The sequence below is a fragment of the Lachnobacterium bovis DSM 14045 genome, assembly GCF_900107245.1.
Taxonomy (GTDB): Bacteria; Bacillota; Clostridia; order Lachnospirales; family Lachnospiraceae; genus Roseburia; species Roseburia bovis.
The window spans coordinates 1-17,069 of record NZ_FNPG01000036.1; the positions used below are offsets into that span (position 1 = coordinate 1).

A 17,069-nucleotide genomic window follows, 5' to 3' on the forward strand; every position below is an offset into this window, starting at 1 on the left:
CTGACTGTGTCAGATTTTATCTGCTAAAAATAACTAATCAACACTGGATACAGAGGTAGAGCCTTGGAGCATTCTAAGGTCCGAATTATTTGCGATTAACCTCTGTTGACATTATATTATATATATTTTGATTCACGCTAGGAGACGGCAAGATTCACGGCGGACCATTGACCTGTTGGTAACCAATCCACGTATAACAGAGTGGCCAAGGCCGGGGACTGTTAGTCTGAGGTTCTACCTCTGTACCCAGTGTTAAAATTTAAAAGAAAGGAAATGTGGTGATTTTTGCAATTTACACTTGACAAAGGTCACTTCATAACAGGTTAAAAAGTGGCAGATAATGTAAATACCAGGGAATTAATCCTTGATATGTTGATTGAAATAATTGAAAAAGAAGAGTATTCACATATTGTTTTAAGACAAGTTCTTGAAAAATATCAATACTTAGACAAAGTCGACAGAGCCTTTATAACTCGAATTACAGAAGGAACTTTAGAAAATTTGATAAAAATTGATTATATAATTAATCAGTTTTCAAAAGTAAAAGCGAAAAAAATGAAACCACTTATCAGAACACTTCTAAGGATGAGTGTGTATCAATTATTATATATGGATGCAGTTCCAGATTCAGCTGTCTGTAATGAAGCAGTTAAGATTGCCAAAAAAAGAAAATTCAAGCAGTTGTCTGGTTTTGTAAATGGTGTACTTAGAAATATCGCACGAAATAAGGACGAGATAAAGTATCCTGATGAAAATAAAGAACCGGTCAAATATTTATCAGTTTGCTATTCTATGCCAGAATGGATAGTAAAAGAGTGGATAGATGCTTATGGCAGAGAAAAAACAAAAGACATTTTATATAATTTAAATACTCAAAAACCGCTTACAATCAGGACTAATTTAAACAAAACTACACCACAGAAATTAAAAGAAGAACTTGAAAAGGCAAACATAAAAGTCACACCAATTAAACCAAATGAAGAGAATAAAAATCTTGGTGATTATGCCTTTGAAATAGAAAACTTCAATTATTTAAATTCAATTGAAGCATTTAAAGAAGGAAAATTTTATGTACAGGATTTAAGCTCTATGATGGTTGCTGAGTACGCTATGCCACAAAAAAATGATTATGTAATCGATGTTTGTGCAGCACCAGGTGGCAAAAGTCTTCATATAGCAGAAATGCTAGATGGAACAGGCATGGTTGAGGCGAGAGATTTAACAGAGTATAAAGTAGGATTGATTGAAGAAAATATCAAGCGTCACAAAGCGACTAATGTGAAGGCTATACAATGGGATGCAACTGTTTTAGATGAAAATGCAATTGATAAAGCAGATGTTTTGATTTGTGATTTGCCATGTTCTGGGTTAGGTGTTCTTGCTAAGAAACCAGATATTCGTTATAGAATGTCACTTGAACAACAAAAAGAGTTAAGTCAATTACAAAAAGAAATCCTATCTAAAGTTGTTAACTACGTTAAGCCAGGAAAGACAATGATTTATAGCACATGTACTATAAATCCGGATGAAAATGAAAAAAATGTTCAGTGGATTTTAGATAATTATCCTCAGATGAAACTTGTAGAAATGAAGCAGATTTTTCCAAGTGAACAATGGCATGATGGATTTTTTATAGCAAAATTCAATAGAACTCTTTAAAAATTTATAAATAAATAGTAAACTATAAGTATATACTAATTTAATATATACTAAGTTAAATCAGTTACAAGGAGACATAGGTCAATGGAAAAGACAGATATTAAGTCTATGAACCTAGAAGAACTTATATCTTATATGGAATCAATTGGCGAAAAGAAATTTAGAGCCAAACAGATTTATCAATGGATACATCAAAAGGGTGTTGATAGATTTGATGATATGAGTAATATCTCTAAAGCACTTAGAGAGAAGTTAGAAGAAAACACACATTTGACTGCTTTAAAAAAGATAGATGTACAAATTTCCAAGATAGATGGAACAAGAAAGTATTTATTTGCATTAGATGATGGAAATGTGATAGAAAGTGTTCTGATGAAGTATAAGCATGGTAATTCGGTATGCATATCATCGCAGGTAGGTTGCCGAATGGGATGTAGATTTTGTGCATCGACACTCGATGGATTAGTAAGAGGCCTTACGCCAGCCGAGATGTTAGATCAGATTTACCAGATTGGTAAAGATATTGGAGAAAGAATTTCAAATGTTGTAGTTATGGGTACTGGAGAACCAATGGACAACTTTGATAATTTGATTAAATTTATCGAGTTATTAACGGATGAAAATGGTTTAAATATCAGTCAAAGAAATCTTACGGTTTCTACATGTGGTTTAGTACCTAGAATGAAGCAGTTAGCAGATATGAAGTTGCAAATAACACTTGCGCTTTCTTTACATGCTTCAAACCAAGAAAAAAGAAAATCACTTATGCCAATTGCAAACAAATACGATATTAGTGAAGTTATAGATGCATGTAAATATTATGTAGAAGTAACTAATCGAAGAATCACTTTTGAGTATAGTTTAGTAGGTGGCGTAAATGACACAGATGAAGATGCTAAAGAACTTTCTGCTTTAGTTAGAAATATCAATTGTCACATTAATCTGATTCCGGTTAATCCAATTAAGGAAAGAGATTATGTACAATCTAATGCAAAAGTTATATCGGCTTTCAAGAATAAGCTTGAAAAAAATGGAATAAATGTTACTATTAGAAGAGAAATGGGCCGAGATATAGACGGAGCATGCGGTCAACTTCGTAAGAAATATATTGATCGAAAAGAAACAACATAGAATAATTTAGAATTAGTGTATTTCGGCAGAAAGGAATACGGATTTATGAAGACGTTTCCCATGACAGATACAGGATTACAGAGAAAAGAAAATGAAGACTATTATTTCGCATCTGATGTAGAGTTAGGCAATTTACCAAATTTGTTTATCGTAGCAGATGGAATGGGTGGACACAATGCGGGTGAGTATGCGTCTAAGTATACAGTAGAGCGTGTAGTGGCATCGATTTTAAAAAGTTCTCAAACTGAACCGGTTTCTTTGATTAAAGAAGCAATAGAAAAAGCTAACAGTTTACTTTTAGAAGAGTCTAGAAGCAATGAAAGTAGAAGAGGGATGGGGACAACATTAGTGTGTGCAACAATAGTTGGTCACAAGATGTATGTTGCCAATGTAGGCGATAGTCGGTTGTATATTATAAACAGACAGATTGTGCAGGTTACAAGGGATCATTCTCTAGTTGAAGAGATGGTTAGAACTGGTAAAGTTAAAATAAATGATGCAAAGCATCATCCAGATAAGAATGTAATTACGCGCGCGGTCGGTGTCGTTGAAGACATTGCAATAGATTTTTTTGAAGTAGAACTAGATGACAATGACATAGTTTTATTATGCTCTGATGGTTTGACCAATATGGTAGATGATGAAGATATAAAAAATATAATATGTTCCCATGATAGCGGAGAAGAACAAATATCGACTCTTATTGGATTCGCAAATCAAAATGGAGGTAAGGATAATATTACAGCTATAATAATTAAACCATTTTCTGATGAGGTGAAAAAATGTTAAACGAAGGCATGTATTTATCAGATCGATATGAAATACTTGAAAAAATAGGAGCAGGCGGAATGTCAGATGTATACAAGGCAAAAGACCATGTATTAGATCGTTACGTCGCTGTTAAAGTTTTAAAAGCAGAGTTTTCAGAGGATATGAATTTTGTTGCTAAGTTTCGCACAGAGGCACAGTCTGCTGCTAGCTTAGAACATCCAAATATTGTAAATATATATGATGTAGGCAGTGAAGAGGGCTTACATTATATTGTAATGGAATACATAGAAGGAATTGTATTAAAGACTTATATTGAGAAAAAAGGGTGTTTGACTTACAAAGAAGCGGTAAGTATTGCAATTCAGATTGCTAAAGGAATAGAAGCTGCACATAATAAAAATATCATACATAGAGATATCAAACCACAAAATATCATTATTTCGACTGAAGGTAAAGTTAAGGTCACGGATTTTGGTATTGCAAGAGCTGCATCAACTAATACAGTAAGTGCTGATGTTATGGGATCAGTTCATTATGCATCACCAGAGCAAGCTCGTAATGGGTTCGTTGATGGACGAAGTGATATTTATTCACTAGGAATTGTAATGTATGAAATGGTTACAGGGCGTGTGCCATTTGACGGAGATACAACAGTATCAGTGGCTTTACAACATTTACAGGATGAGATGGTAAGCCCTAGTGAGTACGTAAAAGATTTGCCAATAAGCATTGAAAAAATAATTCAAAAATGTGCTCAAAAGAATCCAGATAGAAGATATCAAAGTATAAATGAATTGATTCAGGATTTACGCAAATCATTAGTAACTCCTAATGAGGATTTTGTACAGATGGTACCTCTAGATGAGAATGCTAAAACAAAAGTAATCAGCCAGGATGAGATTAAGCAGATTAATGATGAAATAAAAAAAGAGCCTCTTGTAAACGACAACGAAATAGTTGAAAAAGAGCATATTGATGACGATGATCTTTCGCTAGAAGAAGAGGATGAAGAAAGCATGAATCCCAAAATGGATAAGGCAATAACAATTATGGGTATTATTACAGCTGTTATTATCGTTATTGTTATTATTTATCTTATTTTGAATATGCTAGGATTTGTTAAATTTGGCGGAAAGAAAAATACAGAAAAGAAAACAAAGGCACAGACAGAAAAAACAGATACAACTAAGCAAGACGTTACAATGATAGATGTAACAGGCAGAAAGTATGAAGACGCTGAAAGAGAACTTAAAAAATTAGGTTTAAATGTTGAGATTTCTGAGAGAAAAGCAGATTCAGAAGTAGAAGAAGGTTGCGTAATTGAATCAGATCCAAAAGCAGGAGATAAAGTTAAAGCAGGTTCTACTGTAAAGCTTGTCATCTGTGAAAAGGAAGAAGTGACAGTACCAGGAGTTGTAGGCAAGTCAGAAAGTGATGCATCAAAAATCCTTATGGATGCAGGTTTGACAGTTGAAAAGAAGTATGAGTACAGCGATAGTGTGCCAGGTGGTAAGGTAATTAAACAGTCTTTGGCATCAGGTAGAAAGACTCAGAAGAATAACAAGGTTGTTATTACAATTAGTCAAGGTGTTGAATCTGTAACAGTACCAAGTGTTGTAGGAACTAACAAAGATCAAGCAACATCTACTTTAAGTGGACTTGGTTTAGATGTATCTATTAAACAGGAATACAGCAATACAGTATCTGAAGGTAATGTTATTTCTCAGAGTGTTCAGGGCGGAAGAAAAGTCCAAAAAGGAACAGCAATTGAGCTAACAGTAAGTATGGGTAGAAAAGAGACAGAGCAAAAAGCAAGTACATATTCATATGAGAAAGTACTTACAAAACCTTCAAATGTTGTAGGAGTTACAGTTTATCTAAAAGATTCATCTGGAAATATTGTTGGTTCAGCAACTAATAATAATTTAACAGATGCACAGCAGATAGTCTTCTCTAAAAAGGGCATATCATCAACAACAGGTACAGGTCGACTTGAGGTAACATGGAGACATGCAGACGGTTCAACATCAACAGAAGGTTCTGCGTCATATGTAACATTTACTAAGGAACAATAGGTGCAAAATGCAAGGAAAAATAATAAAAGGAATCGCTGGCTTCTACTACGTTCATGTAGCAGAAGCTGGCTTATATGAATGTAAGGCAAAAGGTGCCTTTAGAAAAGCCAAAATCAAACCATTAGTCGGTGATAATGTAGAAATTCAAATTCTTGACGAGGGTAAGAAAAAAGGAAATATCGAAAAAATTCTACCACGTCAAAATCAATTAATTAGACCAGCCGTTTCAAATATTGATATGGCTTTAGTTATTTTTGCAGCAGCTAAGCCCGATCCTAATTTAAATCTATTAGATAGATTTTTAGTAATGATGGAGCTACAAAATGTTCCAGTTACAATTTGTTTTAATAAAAGTGATTTGGTAGATGAGCAAACTAAATATAATCTTGCTCAAATATATGAGTCAGCAGGTTATAAGGTTTTGTTTACTAGTGCAAAATGCAAAGAGAATATTGAACAGATAAAAGATGTTCTCAGAGGAAAAACGTCAACAGTTGCAGGCCCTTCGGGAGTTGGCAAGTCTTCTACAATCAATTTGCTTCAAAATCATACAGTTATGGAGACAGGAGCAATTTCTCAGAAGATAGAACGAGGAAAAAATACAACTAGACATTCACAGATTATTCCAATCGAAGAAGATACATATATTATGGATACACCAGGATTTTCATCAATTTACATAACAGAATGTGAAAAAGAAGATTTGTGGAGAGGATTTCCAGAATTTGTGAAATATGAACCACAATGCAAGTTTAATGGATGTAGTCATATAAGTGAACCAAGTTGTGGTATAAAAGATGCATTAGAAAGCGGTAAAATATCACAGAGTCGTTATGACAACTATAAGTTGTTATATGAAGAATTAAAAAACGTTCGCAAATACTAGAATTATGGTATTCAAAGCGATAATAAGCTTCTACGAACAATAGTGAAAAAATAACAAAACAACAAGAAAACAATAACAAAATAACAAAAATAAAAAACAACAAGAAAATAACAAGGTAACATGAGGAGAAATTTCAATGAACTATTTAGCACCATCAATTTTATCAGCTGATTTTTCAAAATTAGGAGAACAAATCGAAACAATAGATAAAGCAGGAGCACAATATGTCCATTTTGATGTAATGGACGGAAGTTTCGTACCAAATATTTCATTTGGAGCACCAGTATTAAAATCAATCAGAAAGTGCACAGAAAGAAAAATAGATGCACATTTAATGGTTGAAGAGCCAATTAGATTTGTTGAAGATTTTGCAAAAGCAGGAGCAGATATAATTACAGTTCATGCAGAAGCATGTAAACATTTAGATAGAACATTAGAATTTATCAAGGAACAAGGCGCACTTGCAGGCGTTGCGCTTAATCCAGCTACACCATTATCAGCAATTGAATGGGTTTTACCAAAAGTCGATATGGTATTAATTATGACAGTAAATCCAGGTTTTGGAGGTCAGAAACTTATCCCATATACAATTGAAAAAGTTAGAAAACTTAAACAAATGATTGATGAAAACGGATATAACATTGATATTCAAGTTGATGGTGGAATCAATAAAGACAATGTAACAAGTGTACTAGATGCAGGTGCTAATGTTTTTGTGGCAGGAAGTGCGGTATTTAATGGCAACATTGAAGAAAACGTTAAGGCATTCTTAGAAAGAATTAATTAAATTATACAACGGAAGGAATAAATAATGAATTGGGCTATAGTAACTGGTGGAGAAATATGTGACAACTACGTAAAAAAAATCATAAAAGAAAGAAATTTTGATAAAGTAATAGCCGTTGATGCTGGCTTGGATTTTTTTAGGAGAGTTGACATGCAACCAGATGTTATTATAGGTGATTTTGATTCTGTTGATAGTAGTTCAAAACAATTCTTTATAAATAAAAGTAATATTGAATGGGTGACATTAAATCCTATGAAGGATGATACAGATACAGAACATGCAATTCATTATGCAATTGACAATGGAGCAAGTCAGATATATTTGTTTGGAGCAACTGGTGGTAGAATAGATCATTTACTAGCAAATATATCCTTGCTTGGAATTGGTCTAGAGAAGAATATCCCAATTATAATGCAAGATAGTAAAAATAAAGTTCAAATGATACAAAATGCTCATAATTTCATGATTAAGCACCAGCACGAGATGCCACAACATTATGTTTCACTGATTCCATATACTCCAGAAGTAAAAAATGTAACGTTAAAAGGATTTAAATATTCATTAAATAATTATACAATGGGTGGCTTTAATGCATTAGGAATCAGTAATGAAATAGTAGACGACTATGGGGTTATCTCATTTGATGATGGCATCATGTTAGTAATCGAGTCAGTTGATTAGAAATTTTGAATTAAATAATAATATTTAAATTGACAAAGAAAGAAATAATTTAAAAGCAGAAATTAATGATAAAGGAGAAAGAATAATGAGAGTAGCAGTAACTTATGATAACGGAAATGTGTTCGGACATTTTGGTAGAACAGAGGAATTTAAGGTGTATGATATCGAGGACGGGAAAGTCGTTAATACACAAATTCTAGGAACAAATGGAGAGGGTCACACATGCGGACATGGGAAATGCCATTAATATGTTATTGAATCTTTTTTTTACGTTTGCAAAAATCGGAGCATTTACTTTTGGTGGCGGCTATGCGATGATTCCGTTAATTGAGAATATATGTGTTGAACAAAAGCAGTGGATTACTCATGCTGAAATGATGGATGTCACTGTGATAGCAGAAACAACACCTGGACCTATTGCAATCAATTGCGCAACGTATGTTGGATATAAGCAAAAAGGAATATTAGGGGCTATAGCAGCAACGTTTGGTGTTATTTTGCCATCGTTTATCATAATATATTTGATTTCAGTTTGTCTTAATAGTTTCCTTGAAATATCATGGATAAAAAATGCGTTTAAAGGAATACGAATTGCAGTAGGAATACTTATTCTTGATGCTGGAATTAATATGTTTATAAAGATGAAAAAGAAGGTCATTCCTTGTGCTATTATGGGATGTTCCTTCTTAGCAGTGGTTTTAATTAGCATATTTGGATTGAATTTTTCTTCAATTTTACTTATGTTTATTGCAGGTGTAGTGAGCTTAGTGATGTTTTTGATTGAGGGTGAGCCATCTGAGAAGGGTGGTGCAAAACAATGATTTATATAGAATTGTTTATCGGATTTTTAACAGTAGGCTTGTTTTCGTTTGGAGGTGCTTATGCAGCAATACCATTGATAAGAGATGTAGTTCTTTCGTATAGGTGGCTGGATGAAGAAGCATTAACAAATATGATTGCTATAGCAGAGAGTACACCAGGACCAATAATGGTTAATCTTGCTACATACGTTGGAGCTCAAAAAGCAGGAATGTTGGGTGGAATAATAGCAACATTTGCTGTAACTCTTCCAGCTTTTCTTATAATTTTGCTGATAACGGTTATTCTGCGAAGATTTTTGGAAAAAAATAAATACGTTCAGGCAATTCTTCGAGGATTAAAGGCATGCATCACAGGAATAATAGCAGCTACAGGTGCTTGCATGATATTAAAGAATGTTGTACCTTCGTTGTACAAATCGACTCCAAATGCATTACCAATGATAATCACTTTTATTTTGTCAGTAATGTATTTCGGAAGCAGATTAGTATTAAAAAATAAAATATCTCCTATATTGTTTATTGCTTTTTCAGCAGTTTTAGGTGTTGTAGTATATGGAATTTAAAGAAAATCCTATTTTTATGTAAAAGTTTCTTGTTTTTTCGATTGTTTTATTAAAAAAAAATCCGATATACAAAGCGGATAATTGTAAGCTATAGCTATTTGAACCTATTGACACTAAAAGATGCAAAATTAAGTAAAACTAATGTTGTGATGGACTATAATAAGAAAAATCCCAAAAGTTTTTTGTGAAAGGATTAACACACATGAAACTTATCAAGAACATGAAACTTGGTGTTAAGTTGTTGACACTAGTATTAATTGGTGCTATAGGAATGGTGACACTTGGAATATCGGGTGTATATTCCATAAAAAAAGCTGATGCTGATATGGACAATATGTATAATCGTAAAATGAAAGCAGCCCAGCTTCTTGCTAAAGAGAACAATGAAATGAGAATGATACAGATTCGTATAGTAAAACGGATTTTTGATTCATCGGATACACAAGTGAAAAATAATCTTGAGAATTCTATTAAATCATATGAAGAAATATGGTCTGAATATCTAGTACTTGCTAATATGACGGCTAACGTTAAAGTACATGTCCCAGATACAGAAGCAGCATATAAAAATTTCAAAGGAGGAATTGAGAAAACAAATAAACTGGTAGATGAGGGTAAATTTGACGAAGCTTGGGAAAATTATAAGAAATTAGAAAAGGCTGAAGCACAGGAACTCTATGAGAGGTTAGAAAAATTAGAACAGCTTGCAAAAGATAATGCATCTGTACTTAAAGAAGAAACTGATGAGCAAAGTGAGGCGCAGTTGAAATTAAATACCATACTTACCTTGGTTTGTCTATTGATACTTGTGTTTTTAAGTGTCATAATAATAATTGACATAAAACAAATTGTTAAAATTTTTATTATAGAAATAGACAAAATGAAAAATGGAGATTTTCGTCTTAGTGACAGAAAGTTTGCTAGGAAGGATGAATTTGGTATCATGGCGCATTCCCTTCATGATATGAAAGTGCATTTGGCTGAATTATTGAGAAAAGTAAGCGAGTCTACAGAGATGATGGCAGCTTCTTCAGAAGAACTTTCAGCAAGTGCAGATCATTCAGCTAGTTCATCTTTACAGGTCGCCGAGTCAGCACAGGTTGTTGTGAAACTTATTGGCGGTCAGCTTATGGTAGTTGAAGAGAGCAATCAGTCGCTTGATAAAGTTAATGCAGCGGTTGACAATGTAAAAGTTCAGTCATCGAAGGTGGCTAAGAAGACAAAAGATGCAGCATATCGCTCTATAGATGGTAAGAAGTCAGTTGGTGTTTCAGTTGATACAATTAAAAATGCTGAAACACTTGTTAATGAGTCATCAGATATTGTAAATCAGCTTGGTATACGTTCACAGGAAATTGGTGAAATAGTTGATACAATTGCTAATATAGCTAATCAGACAAATCTTCTTGCGCTTAATGCAGCAATTGAAGCAGCAAGAGCAGGTGAACACGGAAAAGGATTTGTTGTAGTTGCAGAAGAGGTAGGTAAACTTGCAAACGAATCACAGCATTCAACAGAAAAAATTGCATCGCTTATCAAAGGAATTCAAAATGATACACAAAAAGCAGTTAGCTCTATGAAGTCAGGTAAAGAGGCAGTGCTTGAAGGAACAAAATCAATTGAAGAGTTAAGAAGTGTATTTGACGAGATTAATGATATGGTAGAGGAAGTTTCGACTGAGATGACAACTGTATCCGATTCAGTTTCGACACTTGTTGGAGAGGCAACTCTTATAGCAACAGGCGTACAGGCTATCAATAAACATAGTGATGAAATTTCAGAAAATATGAGTATAGTTAGCGCCGCAACAGAAGAACAGTCAGCAACATCACATGAAATTGCAACAGCTTCTGAAACATTAGCAGAACTTGCACAGGATCAGCAGGTTTTGATTTCGCATTTTAGTTTTAATAAATAAAAGATAATAAAAAGTTAAAAACAAGCTCAAATTAGTGTATAGTGTTTATTATTACTAGTTTGGGCTTTTTGTGATGATTTTGTAATAGTTTGGTAGAGCTGAAATCTAATGCGTAATGTGATAAAATATATAGTAGTAAGGTTACGAAAAAGGAAAACATAAATCAAAGAATCTTTTTGGAAGGGGAAACAAGGAGGTTTAGACTATGGGAAAACAATTGATTATTGCAATAGGCAGAGAGTTTGGAAGTGGTGGCCATGAGATTGGAAAAATCTTGGCGGACAAGTTTGGTATTAGCTTTTATGACAGGAACATCCTTGATAACATGTTCGAAGGTATGGAGAAGACTCAAGAAGTCTTAAAGCAGTACGAAGAAAAGACAGTTAATCCTTTTTTAAGTAGACGAGTTAGGGGACATACAAATTCCCTTGAGGAAAATTTAGCCGAAATGCAGTTTGATTTTATTAAGGAAAAAGCAGATTCAGGCGAGTCGTTTGTAATAATTGGACGTTGTGCGGAATCGGTTTTGGCGAATTATGAAAACACCATTAAAGTTTTTATCAGAGGCAATCAAAAAAATAAAATAGAAAGAGTTATGAAAATTTATAGTTTAGACGAAAAAGAAGCAAGTAATAAAATAAAGAGGCATGATCAGAGTCGAGCCAAATATCATAACAAATATTCGATAGAAAAATGGGGCAGTTCAAAAGGTTACGATATATGCATGAATTCAAGTTGTCTAGGTGTTGAGAAAACTGCCGAAGTCATTGCAGAATATGTAAAAAAGAGGAAAGAAATTATAGGAAACAGCTAATTTCTGTAATTAAAGAGGGGAAAAATATGCTAACAATTGAACAGGTTATGGCACTAATTATTTTTGTGGCAATGTTTGTTTTTATTATATGGGACAAAATAGAAAGACAATATGTAACTCTAGGAGCGGCATTGCTTACGATAATTATTACGTTTGGACTTTGTATGAGGAGTCCGGCAGCTATTATGAGGTCCTTAAATATACAGCATTTTAATGAGATGAGTTTTTGGATTTCGAAAGAAGGCACGGAAACAAAAACATCAGGAATCAATTGGGAAACCATTATTTTTATTGCGGGAATGATGATTATGGTGGAGAAAATGGGAAAAGCTGGATTTTTCAAGTGGCTATGTATGAAAATCGCAAAAATAGTAAATTATAAGCCAATTCCTTTGTTGATTTCATTTATGGTAATGTCATTTTGTTTGGCGATGTTTATAGATAGTATTACGGTTATCCTGTTTTTGGCAGCTGTAACGGTGGAACTTGCCCAATTATTGAAATTAGATCCAATTCCTATGATTTTGTCGGAAATATTTTGCGCAAATCTAGGAGGATCCGCAACAATGTGTGGGGATCCACCGAATATAATTATAGGAACTTCGTTGCATTATTCATTCAGGGATTTTATTCAAAATACTGGAATAATTGCGATGGTAAGCTTAGTTGTAATAATAATTTATTTTTTGGCAGTTTATCATAAAGAACTCGTACACGAAAAAGTTACGCAAGAAGATATAAATGCTATGCCAGAGCCTCGTGAAGTGATTCGCTCAAAAAAAGAATTTTTGATAAGCTGTATAATTTTTTTTCTAGCCGTTGTATTGTTGGTTACACATGAAAGAACAGGACTTACAGTAGGATTTATCGGAATAATTATAGCTGGGTTGACACTTGTTACCGCAGGAAAAGACGCAAAAGAAATTCTTAGGGAAGTTGATTATAAAACGCTTTTGTTTTTTGTAGGTTTGTTCGTTGTGGTAAGCGGACTTGAAGAAACTGGAACCTTAAAACTTCTTGCAAAACACATTGAAGAGGTGAGTGGAGGAAATATTATAATTATGGTTGCGATAATTATTTGGGTTTCAGGAATTGCTAGTGCGGTAGTTGATAATATTCCATTTGCAGCAACGATGATTCCAGTTATACGTTCATTGGCTGCGACTGCAGGCGTAGATTTATCTATTTTAGCATGGGCGCTTGCATTAGGAACAGATGTTGGTGGTTCAGCAACACCAATTGGGGCATCTGCAAATGTTGTCGGAACTTCTGTAGCTATAAAAAATGGATACTTAATCACATGGGGGAAATACTGCAAAACCTCTATTCCTGCCACAATTATAGTAATGACAATATCAATGGGAATAATTATTGCCAGATATTGTTTGTAGAAAAAGTAAAAAGTAATAAAGAAAATGTAAATAAAAAAAAGAAAAAATCTTGCAAGAAACCTCAAATTAGTGTACAATATATAACGTTAATTTGGGGTTCTTTTATTCCCAATCATTTCTATAAAGGTATTAAATCATATCTTTTTTAAAATTCAAAGATCAATTTTTATAAAAATTCGTTCTTTCCAATATTTATAATTATTTTTTCATTAATAAGGATAAGTTAACACTAGATACTTAGTGTTAAAAAATTTAATATGGAGGTTTTTTTATGCCAATAGGAGTAATTACTAATACTTTATCAATTATTTTAGGTGGATTTGTTGGTGCAATTGCAGGTAACAAGTTTTCATCTGATTTTAAAGAAAAATTAAATATGGTTTTCGGATGCTGTGCTATGGGTATGGGAATTAGTTCGATAGTTCTTATGAAAAATATGCCAGCTGTAATTTTTTCATTAATAGTAGGAACAGCGATTGGAATATGCGTGCATTTGGGTGAAAACATTAATAAAGGTGCGCATGGAATGCAAAAGTGCATTGCAAAAATTATAAAAATGGATTCAGTAGCTGATGAGAATTATATTTCGACACTTGTTACATGTATAGTGCTATTTTGTGCAAGCGGAACAGGAATTTATGGTTCAATTGTTTCAGGAATGACAGGTGATCATAGCATCCTTATTGCAAAATCAATTCTTGATTTCTTTACTGCACTAATTTTTGCATGTATTCTAGGATATGTTGTTTGTACAGTAGCGGTTCCACAGTTTGCGATATTTATGTGTTTGTTCGTGCTTGCGGGTATAATATATCCAATGACAAACGGAATTATGATAGCTGATTTTAAGGCGTGTGGAGGCTTTTTATTGTTGGCAACTGGATTTAGAATGATAAAATTAAAGCTTTTCCCATTTCCAGTAGCGGATATGATACCAGCAATGATTTTAGTTATGCCAATTAGTGCTATTTGGGCAAATTATATTTTACCATTCGTTTCGTAGAAATATATTTTACTAATAAACTATGAACATAATTATAAAACCTAAAGAATTCTTTACTTTTTACAGAGGGGGTTCTTTAGGTTTTATTGTTATATTGTTTTTATGAAAAACATCAAACGAGATCAGTACATGCAATACATAGAAGTTATTGACAAGCGATTACAAGGGTTAAAAATGTGATAAAGTTAGTGTATAATAATTATAGATATTTCGACCTTAGTTTGAAATGAGTGAAATAAGTGGGGAGAATAACTATTTATGGAGCGTAGTGATATGATTAATGTTGCAGTTTGTGACGACGAAAAGCTTTTTCTGAAAATGATGAAAAGGTATATAGAGAGGTACTTTGAACTGAGAAATATCGACTATTCGATAGAATGTTTTGACTCGGGGAAGGATCTTATTTCCATAAGCTCGGGACTTTCCGGGTTTGACATCGTCTTCCTTGATATAAATATGGAAGATGTGGACGGAATAGATGTGGCAAAAGAAATACGAAAATACTCCTCAAGCGTATTTATTGTTTTTGTGACAGCTTATATCAAGTATTCGTTGGAGGGGTTAAGGTCGATGCTATCCGGTATATTTTGAAAAACAATTGGGAGAGCCTTGAGGAGGCATTGAATGAATGCCTGGATACCATAATCAGAAAAATGAATTATACCGTTCCGATGAAGCATTTTGTGTTCAATGAATGCGAAAAAGATATCAACATTGAGCACATCACATACGTAGAAAGCAGTCTTCATAAGCTCAAAATACATGTTATGGAGGAACCGGTCGGATTGTATACTATGTATGAAACACTTAACAATATGGAGCAGGAGCTATCAGAATATAAGTTTGTACGTGTTCATCAAAGCTACTTGGTGAATCTGAAGCACATTATGGAATTGAAAGAACATAGTGAGAAAATGCAGGGAGCGCGTACTGTTTTGATTTCCACAGGAGAGGAACTGATAGTGCCGAAAGCACGATTCAAAGCTGTCAAAAAGGCGTTTGTTGCCAGATGTTTTTTGATGTTTTTGCTGATGAAAACCAGGAGCAGAAAGGGAAGATTTTTAAAACTGTTGCCATAGTAATCCTCGGATTACTATACTTTGGACTTGGCAGAATATTGTCATCACAGTTTCTGGTTAAAGAAGTAATCGTAATCACGGTGACAGCCATGGTGATGGTATTGCTGCGGGACTTTGGAATAAAAAAAGCGCCGATCCTCGCTTTTCTTTTTCAGGGAATATTGGTCGCGATGGAATATCTGGCATACGTTTTTATTCAGATGATCGTTTCGGATGAAACGAATGTCAGCGACACAGAGGGTGTGTTGAGCACTTTTATTGCAATTGTTGATATGCTCCTCGTGTTCCTGTGCGTGGTTCTTGTCAGAAGGCTTTTCAAAGGACATAAGAATAAGATGCTTTATGATGAGGAATGGCTGAAGTTTATTGTGTTTCCGATATTTACTATTATTTCGATAGGAGCTTTTATTTCTTCTTTCAGAAGCCTGGATGATCCTAACCAGCTCAGGATGCTATATATCGTTTCTCTTGGCTTGATTATGATGAATATATTCGTGTTTTATCTTCTTGAGGACATAGTCAGGAAAGGAGAAGTCGCCAAGGAAAAAGAAATATTTGAATTGCAGAAGAAGGATCAACTGGAAATGTATAATGCTCTGAAGGAGAGCTTTGAGAAGCAAAAATCAGAAAGTCATGAGTTTAAGAACCACATTATGTTTATACGTTCATTGGTAGAAAATGGTGAATATGAAAGTTTGAAAGAATATGTGAGGGATGTAAGCAATCAGGAACAAGGAGTTGTAAATATAATAGACACAAATCATGTTATCATAAACGCTGTGATTAATACGAAATATCAGGAAGCAATCAGTAAACATATCGTATTTGTATTTCGTATTAATGATCTTTCAAATATTAGAGTTACCGATAAAGATATAGTAGTGTTGTTGTCAAATCTTTTGAATAATGCGATAGAAGCATGTGAGAAATGTGAAAAGGAAAGAGTCATTAAGTTTAAGTTCATGCGAGAAGAAAGTGGTATTATACTATCCGTAAAAAACACTTTTTGCCAGCCTGTCATACGGCAGGGGGATGATTTTTTGACCAGCAAGGACTATGAGCGCAGTTCCCATGGAGTTGGAATACGAAATGTGATCAAAGTGGTGAATAAATATGGGGGTACATATGTTATCAATGATTCAAATAAAGAATTCTATTGTATAAAGTTATACTTATTTATGTACAAAAAATATTAAATAAAAATGTACAAATGATATGATATATGAGTTAAACAGGAGGAACTCACAATGATTATAAAATCAGATATCATATCAGATTTAAAGATTGAATCAGTTAATGATTTATATAAATTAAAACCATTTATGGAGGAAGGCATTTTGAAAGTAAATAAAAGCCAAATAAGCAGAGAATTAGGTATAGATCGTAGAACCGTAGATAAATATATTAATGGATTTGAAAAATCAAAAACCCGTAAATGTAATAACTGTATTACACCTTTTTATGATGTAATTAAAGAGTTATTGGATCCA

General features: G+C 33.5%; 17 protein-coding genes and 1 pseudogene. All 18 read left to right on the plus strand.

The features are described from left to right. The first annotated feature begins 330 nt into the window (after positions 1 to 330). Complete coding sequence (gene rsmB, locus BLV79_RS11615) at positions 331 to 1,659, plus strand: 16S rRNA (cytosine(967)-C(5))-methyltransferase RsmB (RefSeq protein WP_074719126.1); 1,329 nt, start codon at positions 331 to 333, stop codon at positions 1,657 to 1,659. 84 nt (positions 1,660 to 1,743) lie between these two features. Beyond that, entirely contained in the window at positions 1,744 to 2,790 is a 1,047-nt protein-coding gene (gene rlmN, locus BLV79_RS11620; protein ID WP_074719128.1) for a dual-specificity RNA methyltransferase RlmN, read from the plus strand. Between the two features lie 45 nt (positions 2,791 to 2,835). Then, on the plus strand, positions 2,836 to 3,579 hold the full coding sequence (locus BLV79_RS11625) for a Stp1/IreP family PP2C-type Ser/Thr phosphatase (RefSeq protein ID WP_074719130.1): 744 nt from the start codon (positions 2,836 to 2,838) through the stop codon (positions 3,577 to 3,579). Beyond that, entirely contained in the window at positions 3,573 to 5,636 is a 2,064-nt protein-coding gene (gene pknB / locus BLV79_RS11630; RefSeq protein WP_074719132.1) for a Stk1 family PASTA domain-containing Ser/Thr kinase, read from the plus strand. The genes BLV79_RS11625 and pknB overlap by 7 nt, the downstream gene beginning before the upstream one ends. A gap of 7 nt (positions 5,637 to 5,643) precedes the next feature. Then, a complete protein-coding gene (gene rsgA, locus BLV79_RS11635) occupies positions 5,644 to 6,522 on the plus strand; it encodes a ribosome small subunit-dependent GTPase A (RefSeq protein WP_074719134.1) in 879 nt (292 codons plus the stop codon). A 136-nt stretch (positions 6,523 to 6,658) separates the two neighbouring features. Further along, a complete protein-coding gene (rpe, locus tag BLV79_RS11640; protein WP_074719136.1) occupies positions 6,659 to 7,309 on the plus strand; it encodes a ribulose-phosphate 3-epimerase in 651 nt (216 codons plus the stop codon). Between the two features lie 24 nt (positions 7,310 to 7,333). Then, positions 7,334 to 7,990, plus strand: coding sequence for a thiamine diphosphokinase (locus tag BLV79_RS11645; RefSeq protein ID WP_074719138.1), 657 nt, complete (start codon positions 7,334 to 7,336; stop codon positions 7,988 to 7,990). Between the two features lie 85 nt (positions 7,991 to 8,075). Then, a complete protein-coding gene (locus BLV79_RS11650; RefSeq protein ID WP_083354571.1) occupies positions 8,076 to 8,237 on the plus strand; it encodes a NifB/NifX family molybdenum-iron cluster-binding protein in 162 nt (53 codons plus the stop codon). Then, the gene (locus BLV79_RS11655) at positions 8,197 to 8,811 is read left to right on the plus strand and encodes a chromate transporter (RefSeq protein ID WP_242871471.1); all 615 of its coding nucleotides are present in this window, start codon (positions 8,197 to 8,199) and stop codon (positions 8,809 to 8,811) included. Before BLV79_RS11650 ends, BLV79_RS11655 begins: the two co-directional genes overlap by 41 nt. After that, positions 8,808 to 9,374 carry a chromate transporter gene (locus tag BLV79_RS11660; protein WP_074719140.1) on the plus strand — a complete coding sequence of 189 codons (567 nt, stop codon included), beginning with the start codon at positions 8,808 to 8,810 and terminating at the stop codon, positions 9,372 to 9,374. Before BLV79_RS11655 ends, BLV79_RS11660 begins: the two co-directional genes overlap by 4 nt. A gap of 184 nt (positions 9,375 to 9,558) precedes the next feature. After that, complete coding sequence (locus BLV79_RS11665; protein WP_207645675.1) at positions 9,559 to 11,292, plus strand: methyl-accepting chemotaxis protein; 1,734 nt, start codon at positions 9,559 to 9,561, stop codon at positions 11,290 to 11,292. Positions 11,293 to 11,497: 205 nt separating this feature from the next. After that, on the plus strand, positions 11,498 to 12,106 hold the full coding sequence (locus BLV79_RS11670; RefSeq protein WP_074719144.1) for a cytidylate kinase-like family protein: 609 nt from the start codon (positions 11,498 to 11,500) through the stop codon (positions 12,104 to 12,106). A gap of 26 nt (positions 12,107 to 12,132) precedes the next feature. After that, complete coding sequence (locus BLV79_RS11675; RefSeq protein WP_074719146.1) at positions 12,133 to 13,497, plus strand: ArsB/NhaD family transporter; 1,365 nt, start codon at positions 12,133 to 12,135, stop codon at positions 13,495 to 13,497. A 271-nt stretch (positions 13,498 to 13,768) separates the two neighbouring features. After that, positions 13,769 to 14,500, plus strand: coding sequence for a DUF554 domain-containing protein (locus BLV79_RS11680; RefSeq protein WP_074719148.1), 732 nt, complete (start codon positions 13,769 to 13,771; stop codon positions 14,498 to 14,500). Between the two features lie 258 nt (positions 14,501 to 14,758). After that, on the plus strand, positions 14,759 to 15,091 hold the full coding sequence (locus BLV79_RS13095; RefSeq protein ID WP_074719150.1) for a LytR/AlgR family response regulator transcription factor: 333 nt from the start codon (positions 14,759 to 14,761) through the stop codon (positions 15,089 to 15,091). Continuing rightward, on the plus strand, positions 15,088 to 15,579 hold the full coding sequence (locus tag BLV79_RS13100; RefSeq protein WP_074719152.1) for a LytR/AlgR family response regulator transcription factor: 492 nt from the start codon (positions 15,088 to 15,090) through the stop codon (positions 15,577 to 15,579). The genes BLV79_RS13095 and BLV79_RS13100 overlap by 4 nt, the downstream gene beginning before the upstream one ends. Next, positions 15,510 to 16,775, plus strand: a complete 1,266-nt coding sequence (locus tag BLV79_RS11695) for a sensor histidine kinase (protein WP_083354572.1) — start codon at positions 15,510 to 15,512, stop codon at positions 16,773 to 16,775. The genes BLV79_RS13100 and BLV79_RS11695 overlap by 70 nt, the downstream gene beginning before the upstream one ends. Positions 16,776 to 16,826: 51 nt before the next feature. Further along, a pseudogene (locus BLV79_RS11700) lies at positions 16,827 to 17,069 on the plus strand (helix-turn-helix domain-containing protein); the annotation flags it as partial.